Origin of the sequence: Mycobacterium sp. E183 (assembly GCF_001667735.1) — a bacterium.
Taxonomy (GTDB): domain Bacteria; phylum Actinomycetota; class Actinomycetes; order Mycobacteriales; family Mycobacteriaceae; genus Mycobacterium.
In genome coordinates this window covers 70,359-92,095 of record NZ_LZJN01000077.1, presented here as the reverse complement: position 1 = coordinate 92,095, position 21,737 = coordinate 70,359, and the positions used below count along the sequence as shown (strand labels likewise).

18 protein-coding genes and 1 tRNA gene are annotated in these 21,737 nt (G+C 68.2%); 9 read left to right on the top strand and 10 right to left on the bottom strand.

Features of this window, described 5'->3' with window-relative positions:
* The 4 genes from A5691_RS28560 to polA all read right to left on the bottom strand — a co-directional run.
* Positions 1–299, bottom strand: a 299-nt coding sequence (locus tag A5691_RS28560; protein ID WP_231975322.1) for a hypothetical protein, incomplete at its 3' end; no start/stop codon positions are given.
* 6 nt (positions 300–305) lie between these two features.
* Positions 306–1,520, bottom strand: a complete 1,215-nt coding sequence (gene coaE / locus A5691_RS07630; protein ID WP_068015540.1) for a dephospho-CoA kinase — start codon at positions 1,518–1,520, stop codon at positions 306–308.
* Positions 1,521–1,533: 13 nt separating this feature from the next.
* Entirely contained in the window at positions 1,534–2,976 is a 1,443-nt protein-coding gene (gene rpsA / locus A5691_RS07625; RefSeq protein ID WP_067752406.1) for a 30S ribosomal protein S1, read from the bottom strand.
* A gap of 161 nt (positions 2,977–3,137) precedes the next feature.
* Complete coding sequence (polA, locus tag A5691_RS07620; RefSeq protein ID WP_197504959.1) at positions 3,138–5,798, bottom strand: DNA polymerase I; 2,661 nt, start codon at positions 5,796–5,798, stop codon at positions 3,138–3,140.
* A gap of 146 nt (positions 5,799–5,944) precedes the next feature.
* Here polA and A5691_RS07615 point away from each other — a divergent pair, with 146 nt between their 5' ends.
* Together A5691_RS07615 and A5691_RS07610 are read left to right on the top strand one after the other, a co-directional pair.
* Entirely contained in the window at positions 5,945–6,388 is a 444-nt protein-coding gene (locus A5691_RS07615; protein ID WP_067887736.1) for a Zn-ribbon domain-containing OB-fold protein, read from the top strand.
* Positions 6,385–7,584 carry a lipid-transfer protein gene (locus A5691_RS07610; protein ID WP_067752413.1) on the top strand — a complete coding sequence of 400 codons (1,200 nt, stop codon included), beginning with the start codon at positions 6,385–6,387 and terminating at the stop codon, positions 7,582–7,584. Before A5691_RS07615 ends, A5691_RS07610 begins: the two co-directional genes overlap by 4 nt.
* 82 nt (positions 7,585–7,666) lie before the next feature.
* On the opposite strand, the gene A5691_RS07605 is transcribed toward A5691_RS07610, so the two are convergent.
* Entirely contained in the window at positions 7,667–8,281 is a 615-nt protein-coding gene (locus tag A5691_RS07605) for an ANTAR domain-containing response regulator (RefSeq protein ID WP_197498707.1), read from the bottom strand.
* Between the two features lie 114 nt (positions 8,282–8,395).
* On the opposite strand from A5691_RS07605, the gene A5691_RS07600 reads away from it, so the two are divergent.
* Positions 8,396–8,472: transfer RNA gene (locus A5691_RS07600), tRNA-Leu, on the top strand.
* Positions 8,473–8,508: 36 nt separating this feature from the next.
* On the opposite strand, the gene A5691_RS07595 is transcribed toward A5691_RS07600, so the two are convergent.
* Positions 8,509–8,868, bottom strand: a complete 360-nt coding sequence (locus A5691_RS07595; RefSeq protein WP_068015537.1) for a hypothetical protein — start codon at positions 8,866–8,868, stop codon at positions 8,509–8,511.
* A 483-nt stretch (positions 8,869–9,351) separates the two neighbouring features.
* Positions 9,352–9,504 (bottom strand): hypothetical protein, encoded by a 153-nt coding sequence (locus A5691_RS27905; RefSeq protein WP_156670042.1) that lies wholly within the window; start codon positions 9,502–9,504, stop codon positions 9,352–9,354.
* A 262-nt stretch (positions 9,505–9,766) separates the two neighbouring features.
* Between A5691_RS27905 and A5691_RS07590 the strand changes: the two genes are divergently transcribed.
* From A5691_RS07590 to cydC, 6 genes are all read left to right on the top strand, one after another.
* On the top strand, positions 9,767–11,107 hold the full coding sequence (locus A5691_RS07590) for an adenylate/guanylate cyclase domain-containing protein (protein WP_067783148.1): 1,341 nt from the start codon (positions 9,767–9,769) through the stop codon (positions 11,105–11,107).
* A gap of 28 nt (positions 11,108–11,135) precedes the next feature.
* Complete coding sequence (locus A5691_RS07585; RefSeq protein ID WP_156675539.1) at positions 11,136–11,732, top strand: HdeD family acid-resistance protein; 597 nt, start codon at positions 11,136–11,138, stop codon at positions 11,730–11,732.
* A gap of 88 nt (positions 11,733–11,820) precedes the next feature.
* Complete coding sequence (locus A5691_RS07580) at positions 11,821–13,293, top strand: cytochrome ubiquinol oxidase subunit I (RefSeq protein ID WP_067752419.1); 1,473 nt, start codon at positions 11,821–11,823, stop codon at positions 13,291–13,293.
* Positions 13,294–13,328: 35 nt separating this feature from the next.
* Positions 13,329–14,369 carry a cytochrome d ubiquinol oxidase subunit II gene (cydB, locus tag A5691_RS07575; RefSeq protein WP_067783759.1) on the top strand — a complete coding sequence of 347 codons (1,041 nt, stop codon included), beginning with the start codon at positions 13,329–13,331 and terminating at the stop codon, positions 14,367–14,369.
* Positions 14,370–14,443: 74 nt separating this feature from the next.
* On the top strand, positions 14,444–16,057 hold the full coding sequence (gene cydD, locus A5691_RS07570; RefSeq protein WP_067783765.1) for a thiol reductant ABC exporter subunit CydD: 1,614 nt from the start codon (positions 14,444–14,446) through the stop codon (positions 16,055–16,057).
* Positions 16,044–17,714, top strand: coding sequence for a thiol reductant ABC exporter subunit CydC (gene cydC, locus A5691_RS07565; protein ID WP_068015535.1), 1,671 nt, complete (start codon positions 16,044–16,046; stop codon positions 17,712–17,714). The genes cydD and cydC overlap by 14 nt, the downstream gene beginning before the upstream one ends.
* Here the strand turns inward: cydC and A5691_RS07560 are convergent.
* The 3 genes from A5691_RS07560 to pyk form a co-directional block, all read right to left on the bottom strand.
* Positions 17,689–19,086, bottom strand: coding sequence for a bifunctional lysylphosphatidylglycerol flippase/synthetase MprF (locus tag A5691_RS07560; RefSeq protein WP_067783768.1), 1,398 nt, complete (start codon positions 19,084–19,086; stop codon positions 17,689–17,691). The two genes, cydC and A5691_RS07560, sit on opposite strands and share 26 nt — an antisense overlap.
* A gap of 142 nt (positions 19,087–19,228) precedes the next feature.
* Positions 19,229–20,152 (bottom strand): acyl-CoA thioesterase II, encoded by a 924-nt coding sequence (locus A5691_RS07555; RefSeq protein ID WP_067783754.1) that lies wholly within the window; start codon positions 20,150–20,152, stop codon positions 19,229–19,231.
* A gap of 161 nt (positions 20,153–20,313) precedes the next feature.
* Positions 20,314–21,732, bottom strand: a complete 1,419-nt coding sequence (gene pyk, locus A5691_RS07550; protein WP_067752435.1) for a pyruvate kinase — start codon at positions 21,730–21,732, stop codon at positions 20,314–20,316.
* Positions 21,733–21,737: the final 5 nt, after the last annotated feature.

Sequence of the window (21,737 nt, the reverse complement as noted above, 5' to 3'; positions counted from 1 at the left end):
ACGCCTACCGGCAGGCCTGGGAATGGGCCGACGCGACTGACTGGAAGCCCTGAGCCACCATGCCGTTCGTCGACGACATCCTCGGCCCGCGGCGGCCCTTCGTGGACGGCGGGCCACAGTCGCTGCCGGGCGTACGGCGACGCACCAGCACGATCGACACCCATCCGGATGGGGTGCGCGGCTCCGTGGCGGACCTGCGGGCGCGTGACGTGGTCGGCGCCGAGGACGGACGTGTCGAGATCCTCGGCGAGGTCGGAGTGAGGGCGCACCTCACCGATCAAGTCGTCGACGAACGGCATGGTGGCTCAGGGCTTCCAGTCAGTCGCGTCGGCCCATTCCCAGGCCTGCCGGTAGGCGTCACGAAACCACGGTTCTTTGGCGGTGATGTAGCGCACGATATCGCCATCGGCGCTCGCCGCGGCGTCCCGTTTGACCCGCGAATACTGCTCGCGCACATCGGCATTGGCGTTGAGCCAGTCGACGAAGAGCAGCGCGAATTGCTGATTGGGCCAGCCCGCCACGCGGATGTGTACGTTGGTCGGCCGCCCCGGATCCGCCGATGCATGAATCCGCTTGTGCCACAGCGCGGCGTCGTTGCTGTGGTCGAATCCGGGCGCGGTGCTGCGGGCATCGTTCTTGGCGGCGTCTTGGGTGATGTGTTCCAGGCGCGGATAACCCACCGACAACAACGGTTCGGCGAGTTCGTCGGCGAGCGCCAAGGATTCGACGGTGATCTGCACGTCGATCACGTCCTTGGCGGGCAGATCCGGCACGGCGGTCGAACCGATGTGGTCCACCCGGATCGCCCGGTGGCCGCACGCGGTCTTCAGCCGGTTGACGATGCGGCGGGCCTGATCCGGCCAGGCCGGGTCGGGCGGCACCAACCGCGCCGCCGCCCGCGCGGCCTCGCGCCGACTCAGGTTGTGCGCGAACGGCAGTATCCGGTTGTTCCACACGTCGTGGGCCCGCTGCACCAGCTCGTCCGGGCTGCCGGAGTTGTCCACCCAGACGTCGGCGACGGCGCGGCGCTGCTCGTCACTGGCCTGCGCGGCGATCCTCGCGCGGGCGTCGGATTCGGGCATGCCGCGCTGGTCGACCAGCCGTCGCAGCCGCACCTCGACGTCGGCGTACACGATGACGACGAGTGGGAACAACGGCGCCATTCCCGATTCCACCAGCAGCGGAATGTCCTCGACCACAACCGAATCCGCGGGCACCGAGGCGATGATCTCGGCGCGTCGCTTGCCGACCAGCGGGTGGACGATGCCGTTCAGCCTTTGCCGCGCCTCGTCGTCGGCGAAGGCCTTGGCGGCCAACGCGGGACGATCCAGCGATCCGTCGGGTAGCAGGATGTCGTCACCGAACGCCTCGACCAGCGCCGCCAGGCCCTCGGTGCCCGGCTCGACCACCTCGCGCGCGATGACGTCGCCGTCGACGATGACCGCACCGCACTTCGCGAAGGTGCCCGACAGGGCCGACTTGCCGGCGCCGATGCCGCCGGTCAACCCGATGCGCAGCATGCCTGAACGCTAATCAGGCGTTGCCGGCGAGCTTCTCCCGCAGAGCGGCCAATTGGGCGTCGCTGGCCAGCGAGCCGCCGGCCGCCTTCTCCGACGGCGCGCCGTTGCCCGACGACTGCTCGGCACCGTGCCCAGCGGCCTCGGCCGCGGCGAACTTCTCCATCTGCGCGGTGTGCATCTTGTGCCGGCGCTCGGCCTCGGCGTAGCGGGCCTCCCACTCGGCGCGCTGCTTCTCGAAGCCCTCGAGCCATTCGTTGGTGTCGGCGTCGAAGCCCTCGGGGAAGATGTAATTGCCCTGCTCGTCGTAGCTGTCGGCCATGCCGTACTTCGCCGGGTCGAACTCTTCGGTGTAGTCCTCGTTGGCCTGCTTGAGCGACAACGAGATCCGGCGCCGCTCCAGGTCGATGTCGATGACCTTGACCATGGCGTCGTCGCCGACGGCGACCACCTGGTCGGGCACCTCGACGTGGCGCTCGGCCAGCTCGGAGATGTGCACCAGGCCCTCGATGCCCTCCTCGACGCGGACGAACGCGCCGAACGGAACCAGCTTGGTGACCTTGCCGGGCACGATCTGGCCGATGGCGTGCGTGCGGGCGAAGTGCCGCCACGGGTCTTCCTGAGTGGCCTTGAGCGACAACGAAACCCGCTCGCGGTCCATGTCGACGTCGAGCACCTCGACGGTGACCTCGTCGCCCACCTGGACGACCTCGGACGGGTGGTCGATGTGCTTCCAGGACAACTCGGAGACGTGCACCAGGCCGTCCACCCCGCCGAGGTCGACGAAGGCGCCGAAGTTGACGATGGAGGAGACGACACCCTTGCGGATGGCGCCCTTCTGCAGCTGGTTGAGGAACTCGCTGCGCACCTCCGACTGGGTCTGCTCCAGCCACGCCCGGCGCGAGAGCACCACGTTGTTGCGGTTCTTGTCCAGCTCGATGATCTTGGCCTCGATCTCCTTGCCGATGTACGGCTGCAGATCGCGGACCCGGCGCATCTCGACCAGCGACGCGGGCAGGAAGCCGCGCAGGCCGATGTCGAGGATCAGGCCACCCTTGACCACCTCGATGACGGTGCCCTTGACGGCCTCGTCCTTCTCCTTGAGCGCCTCGATGGTGCCCCAGGCGCGCTCGTATTGCGCGCGCTTCTTGGACAGGATCAGGCGGCCCTCTTTGTCCTCCTTGGTGAGGACCAGGGCCTCGACCTCGTCACCGACGGAAACGACCTCACTGGGGTCGACATCGTGCTTGATCGAGAGCTCGCGGGCGGGGATGACGCCCTCGGTCTTGTAGCCGATGTCGAGGAGCACCTCGTCCCGGTCCACTTTGACGATCGTCCCCTCGACGATGTCGCCATCGTTGAAGTACTTGATCGTTTTGTCTATTGCGGCAAGAAAGTCCTCGCTGGAACCGATGTCGTTGACGGCTACTTGGGGCGAGGTGACGGTGGGACTCGGCATGTGGTGGGTTGCTCCGGACAGGTTGGGTCGTAGGGACAAATCTGGGATTTACCTGTTTAGGCTACTCGACTGCGTACACGCTGGCCAAACCCGGGCGCCCCAGCCTGTGCGTTTCTGACCAGAACATGTCGTGTCGGCGAAATTCCGGGGCCGCGATTTCGCTAATGCGCGGCCGCGTCCCACGAGCGGCCGTAACCCACCGAAACCTCCAGGGGCACGTCGAGCGGATAGGCGCCGCCCATCTTCTCGCGGGCCAGGGCCTCGACCTTCTCCCGCTCGCCGGGCGCGATTTCGAACAGGAGTTCGTCGTGCACCTGCAGCAGCATGCGGGACTTCAGCCCGGCCTCTTTGATCGCCCTGTCGACCTCGATCATCGCCACCTTGATGATGTCTGCGGCGCTGCCCTGGATAGGGGCGTTCAGCGCGGCCCGCTCGGCGGCCTCCCGCACCTGGCGGTTGCTGCTGTCCAGCTCGGGCAGGTACCGGCGGCGGCCCAGCACCGTCGAGGTGTAACCGTCCTTGCGGGCCTGCTCCACGACGTTCATCAGATAGTCGCGCACGCCGCCGAACCGGGCGAAGTAGGCGTCCATCTGCTCCTTGGCCTCCTCGGTGGAGATCTTCAGCTGCTGCGACAGCCCATACGCGCTCAACCCGTAGGCAAGCCCGTACGACATCGCCTTGACCCGGCGGCGCAGCTCGGAGGTGACCTCCTCGATCGGCACCCCGAACGCCCGCGAGGCGACGAACGAATGCAGGTCCTCCCCCGTGTTGAAGGCCTCGATGAGGCCCTCGTCCCGCGAGAGGTGCGCCATGATCCGCATCTCGATCTGGCTGTAGTCGGCGGTCATCAGCTCGCTGTAGCCGTCGCCCACCACGAACGCGTCCCGGATCCGCCGGCCGGCTTCGGTGCGGATCGGAATGTTCTGCAGGTTCGGCTCGGTCGACGACAGCCGGCCCGTCGCCGCGATGGTCTGGTTGAACGTCGTGTGGATGCGCCCGTCGGAGGCCACCGAATTCAGCAACCCGTCCACCGTCACCTTCAGGCGGGTGGCGTCGCGGTGCGTCAGAAGGTGTTGCAGGAACGGGTGTCCGGTCTTGTCGAACAGTGACTGCAGGGCGTCGGCGTCGGTGGTGTAGCCCGTCTTGGTGCGCTTGGTCTTCGGCATCTCCAGCTCGTCGAAGAGCACCGCCTGTAACTGCTTCGGCGAACCCAGGTTGATCTGCTTGCCGATCACCGCGTAGGCCGCTTCGGCGGCGTCGCGGATCTGGTGGGCGAAATCGCTCTGCAGGTCGCCCAGCAGATCCAAATCGACTGCGATGCCGGTGTGTTCCATCCCGGCCAGCACCCGCTGCACCGGCAGTTCCATGCCGCCCAACAGCGACGTGGAGTTGATGCGGGCCAGCTCCTCGTCGAGCGCGTCGGCCAGGTCCAGCACCGCCACGGCCCGCAGGATCAGGGTCTGCACCGCCTGGTCGTCCGTCCCCTCGGGATCGTCGAGCAGCGAAAGCTGTTGCTGCTCAGCGGTTTCCGCGCGCAGCTCGCGACGCAGGTAGCGCAGGGACAGGTCCTCGAGGGAGAAGCTGCGCTGCCCGGGACGCACCAGGTAGGCGGCCAGCGCGGTATCGGAGGTCACGCCGGCCAGCGTCCAGCCCCGGCCGGCGAGGTCGTGCATCGCCAGCTTTGCCTCGTGCAGCGCCTTGGGCGGACCCGGATCGGCCAGCCAGGACGCCAGCGCCGCCTCGTCGTCGGGATCCAGGGCGGAGGTGTCGATGTAGCGGCCCTCGCCATCGGCGGACACGATGGCCAGCGCGGTGGCGTCGGCGTCGTAGGCCAAGTGGGTGCCGACGACCGCCAGGCCGAACCGCTTGCCCGAGCTGTGCTCGGCCAGCCACACGGCCAGCTCGCCGGGCTGCAGCGCCCCGCCGCGCACGTCGAATCCCGCGTCGACCTCGGGCTCGACGGCGGCCAGCGTGTCGAACAGCCGGTCGCGCAAGACCCGGAACTCCAAGTCGTCGAACAGGCGGTGAATCTGGTCGCGATCCCACGGCAGCATGCGCAGCGTGTCCGGGGTCTGCGCCAGCGGCACGTCCTTGACCAGGTCGGTGAGCTCGCGGTTGCGGATCACGCCGGCGAGGTTGGCCCGCAGCGCGTCGCCGACCTTGCCGCGCACCGATTCGACGTTGTCCACCAGCCCCTGCAGCGAGCCGTATTCGGCGATCCACTTGGACGCGGTCTTCTCCCCCACGCCCGGGATGCCGGGCAGGTTGTCGCTGGGATCGCCACGCAGGGCCGCGAAGTCCGGGTATTGCGTGGGGGTCAACCCGTATTTTTCGACGACCGCCTCCGGCGTGAACCGGGTGAGCTCGCTGACGCCCTTGCGCGGGTAGAGCACGGTCACGTCGTCGCTGACCAGCTGCAGGGAGTCCCGGTCGCCGGTGACCACCAGGACGCGGAAGCCCTCGTTCTCGGCCTGGGTGGCCAGCGTCGCGATCAGGTCGTCGGCCTCGAACCCGGGCTCGGCCAGCACGGTGATGCCCAGCGCGTTCAGCACTTCCTTGGTGATGTCGATCTGGCCGTGAAACTCGTCGGGCGTCGACGAGCGGTTCGCCTTGTATTCGGGGTACCGCTCGGAGCGGAACGTCTGACGGGACACGTCGAACGCCGCGGCGACGTGCGTGGGGGCCTCGTCGCGCAGCAGGTTGATCAGCATCGCCGTGAAGCCGTAGACCGCGTTGGTGGTCAGGCCGCCGCGGGTCTTGAAGTTCTCGGCGGGCAGCGCGTAGAACGCCCGAAACGCCAGCGAATTGCCGTCGAGCAACATCAGTGTCGGCTTGGTTTGTTCCTCGGTCTTCTGAGCGGGCGGAGCGGGCACGGCTATCACTCTAGGCACCCCGACCGACGAGCCAGGCGCTGCCGCAGAACTGCAACACGTTTCAGTTTTGTGTTGGGCCTGGGTAGTCTGGCCGAGTGTCAGAGGTCACCAGCCAAGAGCCCGCGATCGACGGATGGTTCGCCACCGACGAAGGCGGCCACCCGCACCTGATCGGCGGCAAATGCCCGGAGTGCGGCACCTACGTCTTCCCGCCCCGGGAGAACAACTGCCCCAACCCCGGCTGCGCCAGCGACACGCTGGAGGCCGTCGCGTTGTCGACGCGGGGCAAGTTGTGGAGCTACACGGAGAACCGGTATCCGCCGCCGCCGCCCTACCCCGCCCCGGATCCCTTCGAGCCCTTCGCCATTGCCGCCGTGGAGCTGGCTGAGGAAGGGCTGATCGTGCTGGGCAAGGTGGTCGAGGGCACGCTGGCCGCCGATTTGAAGGTCGGCATGGAGATGGAGCTGACCACGATGCCGCTGTTCACCGACGACGACGGCGTGCAGCGCATCGTGCACGCGTGGAGGATCGCCTCATGAGCCCTGAACCGCTCTACATCCTGGGCGCCGGCATGCACCCCTGGGGCAAGTGGGGCCGCGACTTCACCGAATACGGGGTCGTCGCCGCCAGGGCCGCGCTGGCCGAAGCCGGCCTGGACTGGCGGCAGATCCAGTTGGTCGCCGGCGCGGACACCATCCGCAACGGTTACCCGGGCTTCATCGCGGGGTCGACGTTCGCCCAGAAGCTCGGCTGGAACGGTGTCCCGGTCAGCTCGAGCTACGCCGCGTGCGCCAGCGGCTCGCAGGCACTGCAGAGTGCGCGCGCCCAGATCCTGGCCGGCTTCTGCGACGTCGCGCTGGTCATCGGCGCCGACACCACGCCCAAGGGCGCGTTCGCCCCGGTCGGCGGGGAACGCAAGAACGACCCGGACTGGCAGCGGTTCCACCTGATCGGCGCGATGAACCCGGTGTACTTTGCGCTGCTGGCCCGCCGGCGGATGGACCTCTACGGCGCGACGGCCGAGGACTTCGCCCAAGTGAAGGTCAAGAACTCCCGCCACGGCCTGCAGAACCCGAATGCCCGCTACCGCAAGGAGGCTTCGGCCGACGACGTGTTCGCCAGCCCGGTGGTGGCCGACCCGCTGCGGCAGCTCGACATCTGCGCCACCTCCGACGGCGCAGCGGCCCTGATCGTGGCCAGCGCCGAGTTCGCCCGCAAGCACCTCGGCTCGCTCGACGGCGTCCCTTCGGTACGCGCCGTCAGCACGGTCACCCCGCGTTACCCCCAACACCTACCCGAATTGCCCGACATCGCAACGGATTCCACCGCTGCCGTGCCCGCGCCGGACCGGGTGTTCAAGGATCAGATCCTCGATGCGGCCTACGCTGAGGCGGGCATCGGGCCCGAGGACGTCAGCCTGGCCGAGGTCTACGACCTGTCGACCGCGCTCGAGCTCGACTGGTACGAGCACCTCGGGCTCTGCCCCAAGGGTGAGGCCGAGGCGCTGTTGCGCAGCGGCGCCACGACGATCGGCGGCAAGGTCCCGGTCAACCCCTCGGGCGGCCTGGCCTGCTTCGGCGAGGCCATCCCCGCGCAGGCCATCGCCCAGGTCTGCGAGCTGACTTGGCAGCTGCGCGGTCAGGCGACCGGCCGGCAGGTGGAGAACGCGACGGTGGGCATCACCGCGAACCAGGGCCTGTTCGGCCACGGCTCCTCGGTGATCGTCGCGCGCTGACGGCGCATCGACGGCGAATGTGCAACGGCGGCGGCCTCATTCGGCATGTCGTCGCCCTGAGCGCACGCTCGACGGCCTGGCGCTACTCGTCGTCGGTGTCCAGCGTTTCCAGGACGACTTCGGCGACCCGCTTCATGGTGGTCCGCCGGTCCATCGCGGCGCGCTGAATCCACTTGAACGCCTCGGGCTCGGTCATGCCCTGCTTGGTCTGCAGTAGCCCCTTGGCGCGCTCGACGAGCTTGCGGGTCTCCAGCCGCTCGGACAGCGTCGCAACTTCGCGCTCCAGCTCACTGATTTCGGCGAAGCGGCTCACGGCCAGCTCGATGGCCGGAATCAGGTCGCTGATCGTGAAGGGCTTGACCAGGTAGGCCATCGCGCCGGCGTCGCGGGCGCGTTCGACCAAGTCCCGCTGGCTGAATGCGGTCAGGACCACGATCGGGGCGATGCGCTTGCTGGCGATCTCCGACGCCGCGTCGATCCCGTCGCGGCGCGGCATCTTGACGTCCATGATCACCAGGTCGGGCCGATGGCGCTCGGCCAACTCGACGGCTTCCTGGCCGTCGCCGGCCTCCCCGACGATCTCGTAACCCTCCTCTCGCAGCATCTCGGCGAGGTCCAGTCGGATGAGCGCTTCGTCCTCGGCGATCAGGACCCGGCGCGGCACAGCGGCGTCGGTGTCGGTCGTGGGGCCTGTCATGACGGACATTGTGTCGTGAACGCCTCGAACCAGCGACCTCGGGGGCGGTGAGACGGGGCCCGGCACCAAATCCTTTATGGTGGGAGGCTGCCTCTAACGTATGAGGCCGGGTAAGCCCTCGTATCCCAACTGGCAGAGGAAACGGACTCAAAACCCGTCCAGTGTGGGTTCGAATCCCACCGAGGGCACCACGAACCGCAGGGCGGCGGGTGGCCCCTGCGTGCGCCTCACGTCGTATGGCGTTGCCTGCCGCGGTCGCGCCGATCGTTCGCGGTCACCACGTGCAGCAGGCTCACCATCACGGCGAGCGCGGTCACGACCACCGTGGTCATGACCGCCGCCCACACATCCACGGTGGGACGCCCCGTCCACGATTGGCCGCGATAACACTCCTCGAGCTGACCCGACTCGGGCGACACTTCCAAGCGCTGGTACTGCGGATCTCTGACCTGATGCAGGACACACGCCGCGGCCACGGGGCCGTCAGCGTCGTAGCGCCGCGCGGCGCGCGTTGGCCGGGCCGCGGCGACGTAGCCGGCGACAACCAACACCAGCAGCGCGCCAGCCAACATTCGGCGCAGCATCATGGCCTGACCCCTCCACCGTCCTATACCACGCACACGCCGTGAGGGTTTCCCGGTGAGCATGGTCGTCACACCTCTCGTTGGCCCCGGGTCCGGCCATGCCTACGGACCGGCCGCCCGGGCGGCGCGCAGTCACCGGCCCGCAAGCGAGCGTCCCGCGCCTCGTGGCAAACCGCTCGGGGCCGATGTGGGCTTCTCCGATACCGATGTTGCGCCTCCGCGGCGGGCAGCAAGCCTCCGGCTTGGGAAACGCGCGAAATGCGTGCCAAAGGTATGGAATAAGGCCGAATTGAATACCGCGCACAATTTAGTGTGGACATTGCGTTCAACGGCGGCGCGGGGGCTCATGTTGAATTCATATTATTTTTGCTAACCGGCGGCTCACCCCGCCGAAACATAATTAACAACGGCCCCCATCGACCCCTCGCGTGGGCGCCGCTCAGCGACCTCGGGCGAGCCGGGCGCCGGTACGGAGTGGCCGCCGCGTTAGCGGCTGATGCACACCTGTTCCTCGGAGTGCACCACGTTGACCTGCATCGGATCATTCTGCATGGAGTCGGTGGCCACCCGCAACAGCGAGGCCGCGCCGCCGCACCCCACCCCGCATGCGGGAGTTGCCGCAGCGGTGCACGCAAGCATTAGCGCGATCCCAATCCTGCTGCGCAGACTTGCCATCCCGCACCCCCGCATTAGAGGAACATATGACCCACATCACAGCCCGACATATGTTTAATAACACGCCAGAAAATTTTGTAAAACCCTCCAGCCGGAAAATTCTTTTTACAATTTTTTTCCGGTCATGCTGACGCCACCCATCGGTCGGCACCCGGTGCGGCGCCCGAGCCCCAATTCGCCGGCCGACGGGCCGACAAACCCGAGCTCAGCGGGTTACAGTTTGAACGTGGCGGCTAGGAAGTGCGGTGCCCCACCGATGTCAGTTGGCGAGCCGAGACGCCCGGACTGCGTGGCCGCGGTGCGGGCGCAGACCCGCGACCGCAACCAGCACTACGTCGCCAGCGCCGCGCGCCGCGCCCGGATCCTGACCATCACCGCATGGCTGGCCGTTTTGGTGAGCGTGAGCTTCGTCCTGGTGCAGATCCTGGGCGGATCCTGGCTGTGGCAGGTGAGCTCGATCAACGTCCTCGGCGCCATGGTCTTCGCGATGGTCCCGTGGCTGCAGCGCTTCGGCGAACTCGTCGCCCCGCTCACGTTTTTGGGCGCGGCCTACGTGTCGGTCTTCGCCAGCTGCGTCGACGTCGGCACCGGGTCGGGCGCTCAGTTCTTCTTCCTGGTCGGCGCCTGCATCGTCGTGCTCCTGCTGGGAATCGAGCACATCGTCTTGGCGTCCGCACTGGCGGCCGTCGCCGCGGGCCTGATCATCGCCGTCGAGTTCCTGATCCCCCGCGACACCGGCTTGCAGCCCGCGTGGGCCCAGTCGGCCGGTTTCGTCATCACCGCGATCTCGAGCGTTGTGATGGTCGTCGTGACGGTGTGGTTCGCCCTGCGCGACACCGCCCGCGCCGAGGCCGTGATGGAGGCCCAGTACGAGCGCTCCGAAGCGCTGCTGGCCAACATGCTGCCGGCCAGCATCGCCGAGCGGCTCAAGGAGCCGGACCGCAGCGTCATCGCCGACAAGTACGACGTTGCCTCCGTCCTGTTCGCCGACATCGTCGGATTCACCGAACGGGCCAGTGCCACGGCCCCGGCCGACCTGGTGCGCTTCCTCGACCGCCTCTACGGCGCCTTCGACGCGCTGGTGGACAAGCACGGGCTCGAGAAGATCAAAGTCAGCGGGGACTCCTACATGGTGGTCAGCGGGGTGCCGCGCGCCCGCCCCGATCACGCGCAGGCGCTCGCGGACTTCGCCCTCGACATGGCCAACGCCGCCGCCGGACTGAAGGATCCGCACGGCAACGAGGTCCCGCTGCGGGTGGGCATGGCGTGCGGGCCCGTGGTCGCCGGCGTCGTGGGTTCTCGCCGCTTCTTTTATGACGTGTGGGGGGACGCCGTCAACGTCGCGTCTCGGATGGAGACCACCGACTCGGTCGGCCGAATTCAGGTGCCCGAAGCCATGTACGAGCGTCTCAAGGATGAGTTCGTCTTGCAGGAGCGCGGCCACATCGACGTCAAAGGCAAAGGCGTCATGCGCACCTGGTATCTGATCGGGCGCAAGGCGGCCGGCGAATCCGGCGAGGAAAACAGCGACCTGCTGGCCGCGGATTCGCGCACCGCCCACGTGTAGCCGAAGTGCCCTATACCAGGGGCGGCGTTTGTGTCACACTGCGGCCATGCAAACCACACCCGGACCTCCCCCTGCTCCAAGTCTGTTGCCGCATCTGTGGAAATCGGCCCTGTTATCGGGAATCCTGTCGCTGGCGCTCGGCGTGTTGGTGTTGGCGTGGCCGGGAAAGACGATCCTGGTCGCCGCGGTCGCCTTCGGAATCTATCTGTTGATCAGCGGCGTCGCCCAGGTGTTCTTCGCGTTCACCCTGCACGTCTCGGCGGGCAGCCGGATTCTGCTTTTCATCAGCGGCGCCGCGTCACTCATCTTGGCGCTGTTGGCTTTTCGCCATTTCGGTCAGGGTTACGCAATCCTGTTGCTGGCCATCTGGATTGGCATCGGATTCATCTTCCGCGGCGTCGGCACGACGGTGTCGGCGATCCAGGACCCGCTGCTTCCGGGGCGGGGATGGTCGATCTTCATCGGGGTGATCAGCCTGCTTGCGGGCATTGTCGTGCTGGCGTCGCCGCTCGAATCGATTGTCACGCTGGCGCTCGTGGTCGGGGTGTGGTTCGTCGTCATCGGCGTCTTCGAGATCGTCTCGTCCTTCGGCATCCGCAAGGCTTCCAAGACACTGACCTCATGACGGCGGCTCTCGCTAGCGCCGGCCCTGACCCTTCTACTACACTTCGTAGTAGCCGTGCCCACGGCTCCGCTGTTTCGGGAGATGACAGATGAATGTCGTCGATATTTCACGGTGGCAGTTCGGTATCACGACCGTCTACCACTTCATCTTCGTGCCGCTCACGATCGGCCTGGCGCCGCTGCTCGCTGTCATGCAGACGGTGTGGGTGGTCACCGACAACGTCGCGTGGTACCGCCTCACCAAGTTCTTCGGCAAGTTGTTCCTGATCAACTTCGCCATCGGCGTGGCGACGGGGATCGTTCAGGAGTTCCAATTCGGGATGAACTGGTCGGAGTATTCGCGGTTCGTCGGCGACATCTTCGGCGCGCCCCTGGCCATGGAGGGGTTGTTCGCGTTCTTCTTCGAGTCCACCTTCATCGGGTTGTGGATCTTCGGCTGGGGCCGCCTGCCGAGACTGGTCCATCTGGCCTGCATCTGGATCGTCGCGATCGGCGTCAACGTGTCCGCGTTCTTCATCATCGTGGCGAACTCGTTCATGCAACATCCGGTCGGCGCGCACTACAACCCGGCCACGCACCGGGCCGAGCTGGACAGCATCACCGCGCTGCTGGGCAATAACACTGCGCGGTGGGCGTTTACCCACACGGTGACCGGCTCGTTGCTGACCGCGGCGACGTTCGTCGCGGCCGTCGGCGCGTGGTTCCTGGTCCGGTCCCGCCGCCCGGAAACCGCCACCCCCGCCGCCGAATCGAACGCGCGCACCATGTTTCGGCCCGCGGTCATCCTGGGCTGCTGGGTGGTGCTGCTCGCCGCCGTCGGCCTGTTCTTCACTGGCGACCGCCAGGGCAAGCTGATGTTCGTTCAGCAACCGATGAAGATGGCGTCGGCGGAATCGTTGTGCGGCACCGAAACCGACCCGGACTTCTCGATCCTCACCGTCGGCACGCACAACAACTGCGACAGCGTCACCCGGGTGATCGAGGTTCCCTACGTGCTGCCGTTCCTCGCCGAGGGCCGGACCAGCGGCGTGACGTTGCAGGGCGTCCGCAATATCCAGCAGGACTTCGAACAGCGATTCGGCCCGAATGACTACCGGCCCAACCTGTTCGTCACCTACTGGTCGTTCCGCGCGATGATCGGTTTCCTGGCGGTGCCCATCCTGTTCGCGCTCGCGGCGCTGTGGCTCACCCGCGGCGGCCGGGTGCCCAACCAACGCTGGTTCTCCTGGCTGGCGCTGCTGACGATTCCCACGCCGTTCCTGGCGAACATCTCCGGGTGGGTGTTCACCGAAATGGGCCGGCAACCCTGGATCGTCGCCCCGAATCCGACCGGCGACCAACAGGTTCGGTTCACCGTCCACGAGGCCGTGTCCAACCATGTGCCCGGCATGGTCATCACGTCGCTGGTGACCTTCACCCTGGTCTATGCGGTGCTTGCGGTCATCTGGTTCTTCCTGCTCAAGCGCTACATCACCGAAGGGCCGCGGGAGCACGACGCCGAGCCGGCTCCCCCGCCGGCGCCCGGCGACGACGAGGTGGCCCCGCTTTCGTTCGCGTACTAGCCCTGGATCCAGGCACTCAGGAAGGGAGCTGACCGATGGGACTGCAGCAATTGTGGTTCGGCATAATCGGATTGCTGTTCCTCGGCTTCTTCGTTCTGGAGGGCTTCGACTTCGGCGTGGGCATGCTGATGGAACCGCTCGCGCGCGTCGGCATCGGTGAGCCCGAGCCGATCCGACGCACCGCGCTCAACACCATCGGCCCGATCTGGGACGGCAACGAGGTCTGGCTGATCGTCGGCGGCGCAGCGATGTTCGCCGCCTTCCCGGGCTGGTACGCCACGGTGTTCTCGACGCTGTACCTGCCGCTGCTGGCCATCCTGTTCGGCATGATTTTGCGGGCCGTGGCGATCGAATGGCGCGGCAAGATCGACGACACGAGGTGGCGGGGCTGGGCCGATTTCGGCATCGCGGCCGGGTCCTGGCTGCCGGCGATCCTGTGGGGGGTGGCCTTCGCCATCCTGGTCCGCGGCCTGCCGGTGGACGCCGACGGCCAGGTCCACCTGTCGATCACGGACGTGCTGAACGCCTATACGCTGCTGGGCGGCTTGGCCACCGCCGGGCTGTTCCTGTTCTACGGCGCGGTGTTCATCTCACTGAAGACTTCCGGCGCCATCCGCGACGACGCCCACCGGCTGGCGGTGTGGTTGTCGCTTCCGGTGACCGGACTGGTTGCGGCGTTTGGGATCTGGACGCAACTCGCCCATGGCAAGAACTGGACCTGGCTGGTGCTCGCGGTGGCGGTGGTGGCGCAGCTGGCGGCGGTGCTGCTGGTTTGGCGGCGCCTGTCCGACGGCTGGGCGTTCGCCTGCACCGCGACGGTCATCCTGTCGGTGGTGATCCTGCTGTTCGGCGCGCTCTACCCGAACCTGGTGCCCTCGACCCTGAACAAGCAGTGGAGCCTGACCATCTACAACGCCTCGTCGACGCCCTACACCCTCAAGGTCATGACGTGGGTGACGGCCTTCATGGCTCCGCTGACGGTGGTGTACCAGGCGTGGACGTATTGGGTGTTCCGGCAACGAATCTCGGCGGATCGGATCCCGCCGTCCATCGGCCTGGCGAGGCGGGTGTCCTGAGCGCGACCGACTCGCCACCCGGTTCGAGAGCGCGGGGCCCGTTGGACCCGCGACTGTGGCGGGCATCGATCGCGCTGCGCCGCTACCTGACCGCGACCATCTGCTGCGGCGTGGTGATCTCCGGGTGCGCGATCGGCTCGGCGATCGTGCTGGCGAACGTCGTCGCCCGCGCCGTCGGCGATCACTCGGCGCGCGGCCTGCACGCCTGGATGGGACCGCTGTCGATTCTCGTGCTGCTGTGGACGCTTCGCACGCTGGCACAGTGGCTGCAGGCCCGGTTGGGCCAGCGCGGCGCCAGCGCGGTCATCGCCGACCTGTCCGGTCAGGTGCTGACGGCGGTAACCGCCCGGCAGCCCGGTGAACTCGCCGCCCAACGGGACGCCGCCGCCGTGGTGGTCACGCGGGGTCTCGACGGCCTGCGTCCCTACTTCACCGGATATCTGCCCACACTCGTGCTCGCCGGGATCCTGACCCCGGCGACCGTCGCCGTCGTCGCGCTGTACGACCTGAAATCGGCGGCGATCGTGGCGATCACCTTGCCGCTCATACCCGTATTCATGGTGCTGATCGGCCTGGCCACCGCCGACCGGTCGGCGGCCGCCCTGGCCGCCATGACGACGCTGCAGGGGCGGCTGCTCGATCTCATCGCCGGCATCCCCACGCTGCGGGCGCTGGGCCGCGCCCGCGGACCCGAACGGCGCATCGCCGAACTCGCTGCGGCGCATCGCCGCTCGGCCATGGCCACGCTCCGGATCGCCTTCTTGTCGGCACTGGTGCTGGAATTGCTGGCGACACTGGGCGTGGCGCTGATCGCGGTGGGGATCGGACTGCGGCTGGTGTTCGGTGAGATGACGTTGGCGACCGGCCTCACGGTGCTGTTGCTGGCGCCCGACGTCTACTGGCCGCTGCGCCGAATCGGTGTCGAATTCCATGCCGCCCAAGACGGCAGGACCGCCGCCGACAAGGCCTTCGCCCTCATCGGCGAGCCGACTCCCCCGCGGACCGGGGATCGGACCGTCACCGCCCGCGGGGCGGGGATCCGACTCGACGGGCTCAGCGTCGCGGGGCGCGACGGTCAGGCGCCGCGCGACCTCACCGCGCTCATCGAGCCGGGCGCGGTGACGGTACTGACCGGACGCAACGGCGCCGGCAAAAGCACGGCGCTGCAGGCGATCACCGGGATCACCGCACCGACGTCGGGCCGCGTGACGGTGGCCGGCATCGACGTCGCCGACCTGGAGCCGGCCGCATGGTGGCGGCAGTTGTCCTGGCTGCCGCAACGCCCGGCGCTCGTCCCGGGCACGGTGCGGGACAATCTGATGCTGTTCGGCGAGCTGGACGACCTGGAGACGGCCTGCGCGGCTTCGGGTTTCGATGCGGTGTTGGCCGACCTGCCGGAGGGGCTGGGTACCGTGCTGGGCCGCGGCGGCGTCGGCCTTTCGCTGGGGCAGCGGCAACGGCTCGGCCTCGCCCGGGCGCTCGGGTCGGCCGCGCCGGTGCTATTGCTCGACGAGCCCACCGCGCACCTGGACGCCCGCGCCGAGCGACGCGTGCTGCGGGCCATCGTGGAGCGTGCCCGCGCCGGTGCGACCGTCGTGGTCGTCGGGCACCGCGAGCCGGTGCTGGCCATCGGTGACCGGGTGGTGGAGGTGGCCGCCGACAGTGGGGCGCGTTATGCCGCAGTCTGATCCGCTCCGGGCGGCCGCGCCGCTGCTGCGCCCGAGGCTCGCCCGCATCGTGGCGGCGATCGCGCTGGGCGTGCTGTCGCTGGGCAGCGCGCTGGCGCTGGCCGGTGTCTCGGCCTGGCTGATCACGCGGGCCTGGCAGATGCCGCCGGTGCTGGACCTCTCGGTCGCGGCCGTCGCGGTGCGCGCGTTCGCCATCTCGCGGGCCGTGTTGCACTACTGCGAGCGTTTGGTCACCCACGACGCCGCGCTGCGGGCCGCCGGCACCGCCCGGGCGCGGATCTACGATCGGCTGGCCCGCGGGCCCGCGGCGGCCGCGGTCCGACTGCACAGCGGCGAGCTGGTGGCACGCGTGGGCTCCGACGTCGACGAACTGGCCAACGTGCTGGTGCGTGCCGTGGTGCCGATCGGGGTCGCCGCAGTGCTGGGGCTGGCGGCGACCGCCGTGGTGGCGGCCATCTCGCCGCAGGCGGGGGCGGTCCTGGCGATCTGCCTGCTGCTTACCGGCTTCGTCGCGCCGCGGTTTGCGGCCAGGGCCGCGGCCCGGCAGGAAAGCGTTGCCCGGCAGCATCATTCCGAGCGGGACACCTCGGCGATGGTCGCCCTCGAGCACGCGCCCGAGCTTCGCGTGGCCGGCGTGCTCCCCCGCGTCATCGCCGAATCCCAACGCCGTCAACGGGCGTGGGGCGCCGCGCTCGATGCCGCGGCCAGGCCGGCCGCCTTCCCCGAGGCCGTGCCCACCGCCGCGATCGGGGTCAGCGTGCTCGGCGCCGTGGTGGCCGGCATCGGGTTGGCGCCGTCGGTCGCGCCCACCACCCTGGCCGTCCTGATGTTGTTGCCGCTCTCCGCCTTCGAGGCGATGACACCGTTGCCGGCCGCCGCGGTCCAGCTGACGCGGTCGCGCATCGCCGCGCGCCGGCTGCTCGACCTGACGGCGACCGATCACGCGCAACCCGAAAACCCCACGGCGGCGGCCCCGCCCGAGCCGACCGCAGTATTGTCGGCCGACATTCACTCCGGCCACACCGAGGCCACCCGCTCGAACCGCATCACACTCGACCTGCCCCCGGGTGCCCGGCTGGCCGTTACCGGCGCCAGCGGCTCCGGCAAGACCACGCTGTTGATGACGCTCGCCGGGCTGCTCCCCCCGCTGCAGGGACGGCTGACGCTCGGCGGCACCGACCTCTTAGAGTTCGAGGAAGGGGAATTACGGCGCGCGGTCGGCTTTTTCGCTGAGGACGCGCACGTGTTCGCCACCACCGTCCGAGACAACCTGCTGGTCGCCCGGGGCGACTGCCGGGACGACGAACTGGCGGCCGCCCTGGATGCGGTCGGGCTTGGCGCGTGGCTCGCGGGTCTGCCCGACGGCCTGTCGACGGTGCTGACCGGTGGGGCGCAGGCGCTTTCGGGCGGTCAGCGCAGGCGGCTGCTGCTGGCGCGCGCCGTGCTCTCACCCGCCCGGATTCTGTTGCTCGACGAGCCCACCGAGCACCTGGACGCGGCCGACGCCCAATCGATCCTGCGTGACCTGCTCGGACCGGATTCTGAGCTGGTGGCCGCCGGCCGCACCGTGGTGGTGGCCACCCACCACCTACCCGACGGCATCGGGTGTGGCGAACTGCGCGTGGACGCCCTCAGAGATGTCGCCGGCGCGGCATGAACTCCAGCGACAGTAAGACGATCAACAGCGTGACGATCTGGGTCATCGACACCAGGGCGTAGCGCCGGGCGTCGAGCGCGTGGAACTTACGCACGTACCGGTAGAGCGACTCCAGCGCGATCAATGGGTCGAGGACGTGGATCAGCCGATAGAAAACGCGCTGGGCGCGGCTGCGGTTCTTCTCGTCGAAGATCTCCGGGAACGCCGCGAAGGCAAGAGAAAGCCGTTGTGCGCCAATCTCTTTGCCGGCCATGATCATGTCGATGCTGAGCCGCTCGTCGATGCCGTTGGGGGCCCCGCGCCTGCGCCACGGCACGTCGAGGGTGATGTCGCTGCCGCCGCCGGCCGTCGCATACCGGTGGAAGCCCTGCACGGTGCCCGAGGCGTCCCGGGCGAGGATCAGCTGGATGCCGGGGAAGCGTCCCTCCAGCACGCCGTCGAGGTTCATGTGGAACCCGCGTTCGGTGTGTGCCGCCTTGCTCGACGCCCGCACCACCTCGGTCAGCTCGGCCAGTTGCTCACTGGTGAGCTCCTGTTCGGAGACGATCTCGGTGGTGATGCCGCAGTTGTGCGAGCGCTTCACCGCCTGGCGCAGGTTGCGGAACTTGCGGCCCACCATGTCGAAAGTGGCTACGTCGACGACCACGTCGCGACCGATCGGCACGGCGCGCAACGACTGTCCGAGCAGCGCGGCGTCGCTCCACAATCCCAGCCTCCGCTCGCTGCAACCCACGACCGCGATCCGCCATCCGTGGGCGTGGCACATGGCGGCGAAGTCGGCGACCAGTTCGGGGAATCGAGACTCGTCGCCGATCGGGTCGCCGCCGACCACCGCGATGCCCAGGCGCGTCCGGTAGGCCAGCGCCGCGCCCCCGTCGGCGGTGAAGTGGTAGCTCTTGCCGGTCTGCATCGCGAACGGCGCCAGCGGGTCGTCTTTGGTGGCCTGGATCAACCCCCAGATCCGGGGCAGATCCCCGGGACGCGGGTGCGACGCCGTCGGCCACATCAGGATCACGCCGGAACCGGCGATCACCAGGTCGCCGAGCAGATCGAAGGACAGCACGTGCAGCCCCAGGCCGGCCAGCACGAACCCGGCGGCCGCGGCGGCGTGCAGGGCCGTCACGGGACGGCCCAGGAAGATGCCGCGCGCGATCCACGCCACCGCCACCAGCACCGTCAGCGACCAGGCCAGCCGATCCGTGTAGTGCCACGCGGGCTGGTGATGGTGGCGAACGAGGATCTCGGCCAACCAGCAGGTGGCACTCAACAGCGCCAGGGCCCCGATCAGCCGGGCGGCCCGCGAATCGACCGAGACGACCACGCGTTCCCGCCCGCGAGCCTTCGCTGAGGCGTCGACCAACGGCCCGCTCACACTCACCTCCCGATGCGCTGTCATTCCAGCTGGGCGGCTGTCTGCCGCCACTGCACCGAATACCCGGCTGCTATGAACTTACGCCCGGTCCGGGCCCTGACGGGCCCAAATCATGGCGATGTCCTGCGGGTATTCACCCGGTCTATCGGCGGGTGGGCGGAAAGTATTTCAGCACCCCTTCTTGCACCACCGTGGCGAGCAGCTGCCCGGAGCGGTCGAAGAAATGGCCGGTGCCGAGCCCGCGCGAATCCGCGGCCACCGGCGACGACGTCGCATACAACACCCAGTCGTCGAAGTTGACCTGCCGGTGAAACCACACCGAATGGTTGGCGGAGGCTGCGAAGATGCGGTCGAACCCCCAGGACAGCCCATGCCTGGTGATCACCGAGTCCAGCACCGTGGTGTCCGACGAGTACACCATGGTCGCGGTGTGCAGGACCGGGTCGTCCGGCAGTTTGCCGCCGGCCTTCATCCAGACCCGGTTGTGCGGCAACCGATCGCCCTTCTGCCGCATCACCCACGCCGGGTCGTTGGTGTAGCGCCACTCGATCGGCTGCAGGGCGTTGACGAAGTGCGGAACGGTTTCCTCGTAGCCGCGCAGCAGCTCGCTGATCGGCGGCTGCGTTTCGGGCTCGCCGACCTGCGGCGGGTCCACACCGTGCTCGAGGCCCGGGCCGCCGGACATGTAGGAGATCATCGCGGAGGACAGCAGCACGCCGTCCTGCACGGCGTCCACGCGCCGATTGGCGAAGCGCCGCTCGTCGCGCAGCCGCGTGACGTGGAATTCGATGTCCTTGGCGGTGTCGCCCCCGTTGACGAAGTGCACGGACAGCGCGCTGGGCGGCAGGTCCCCCCGGACCAGGGTGCGGCTGCTCGCGACGAACGACTGGGCCATCAGCTGGCCCCCGAACGTGCGCATCGGGTTCTTGGTGGGATGAGACCCGACGAAACGGTCGTCGGCGACCCGGGTGAGGTCGAGGGTCGCAAGCAGTTCCTTGAAATCGGAATCGGTGCTGATCGCGGCCTCTCCTTGGCTCGATGGCCCGCCCGGACGGGCTGGCTTCATCGCCCGACTTTTCCTCAGTCCGCTAGGCGGACCGCATCGTCGTCGGGCTGGCTTCATCGCCCGACTTTTCCTCAGTCCGCTAGGCGGACCGCATCGTCGTCGGGCTGGCTTCATTGCCCGACTCCTCCTCAGTCCGCTAGGCGGACCGCATCGTCGTCGGGCTAGACGTCGTCCTCCCCGATGCGGTGCACATGGATGAGGTTTGTCGACCCTACTGTGCCAGGTGGCGCGCCGGCCACGATCACCACCAGGTCACCGCGCTTGTAGCGACCCAGTTCCAGCAGTGACTTGTCGACCTGACGGATCATGCCGTCGGTGGACGTCATCATCGGGACGATGAACGTCTCGGTGCCCCAGGTCATGGCGAGTTGGCTGCGGACCTCGGGCCACGCCGTGAACGCAAGCAGCGGCAGCGGGGTGTGCAGGCGCGCCAGCCGCTTGACGGTGTCGCCGGACTGGGTGAAGGCAACCAGCGCCTTGGCGTCCAGGCGCTCGCCGATGTCGCGGGCGGCGTAGGAGATCACCCCGCGCTTGGTGCGCGGCACGTGCGTCAGCGGCGGGGCGGCGGTGGAGTTGTCCTCGACGGCGCAGATGATCCGCGCCATGGTCCGCACGGCCGCCAGCGGGTACTTTCCCACCGACGTCTCGCCAGACAGCATCACCGCGTCGGCGCCGTCGAGCACGGCGTTGGCGACGTCGGAGGCCTCGGCGCGCGTCGGCCGGGAGTTCTCGATCATGGAGTCGAGCATCTGGGTCGCCACGATGACGGGTTTGGCGTTCTCCCGGGCCATCTGGATGGCCCGCTTCTGCACCAGCGGCACCTCTTCCAGCGGCAGCTCGACGCCGAGGTCACCGCGGGCCACCATGATGGCGTCGAAGGCCAGCACGATCGCTTCCAGATTGTCGACGGCTTCCGGCTTTTCCAGCTTGGCGATCACCGGCACCCGCCGCCCGACCCGGTCCATCACCTCGTGCACCAGCTCGACGTCGGACGGCGAGCGCACGAAGGACAGAGCGACAAGGTCCACACCGAGATCCAATGCGAACGTGAGATCCTCGATGTCCTTCTCCGACAAGGCCGGAGCGGTCACATTCATCCCCGGCAGTGACATGCCCTTGTTGTTGCTGACCGGGCCACCCTCGGTGACGGTGCAGATCACGTCGTCGCCATCGATGCCTGCAACGACCAGTCCGATGTTGCCGTCGTCGACCAGCACCCGGTCACCGACCGCGGCGTCCGCCGCCAGCCTCTTGTAGGTGGTCGACACGCGGTCGTGGGTGCCCTCGCAGTCCGCGACGGTGATGCACACGGTTTCGCCGTCGGCCCAATACGTGGACCCGGTGGCGAAACGGCCCAGCCGGATCTTCGGCCCCTGGAGGTCGGCGAGCACACCGACCGCGCGGCCGGTGGTGTCGGAAGCGGCCCGCACCCGCTCGTAGGCGGCCTTGTGGTCGGAGTAGTCGCCGTGGCTGAAGTTCAAGCGGGCGACGTCCATTCCCGCCTCGACCAGCGCCAGAATCAGCTCGTCCGAATTTGTCGCAGGGCCAAGGGTGCAGACGATCTTTCCGCGTCTACTCACGCCGA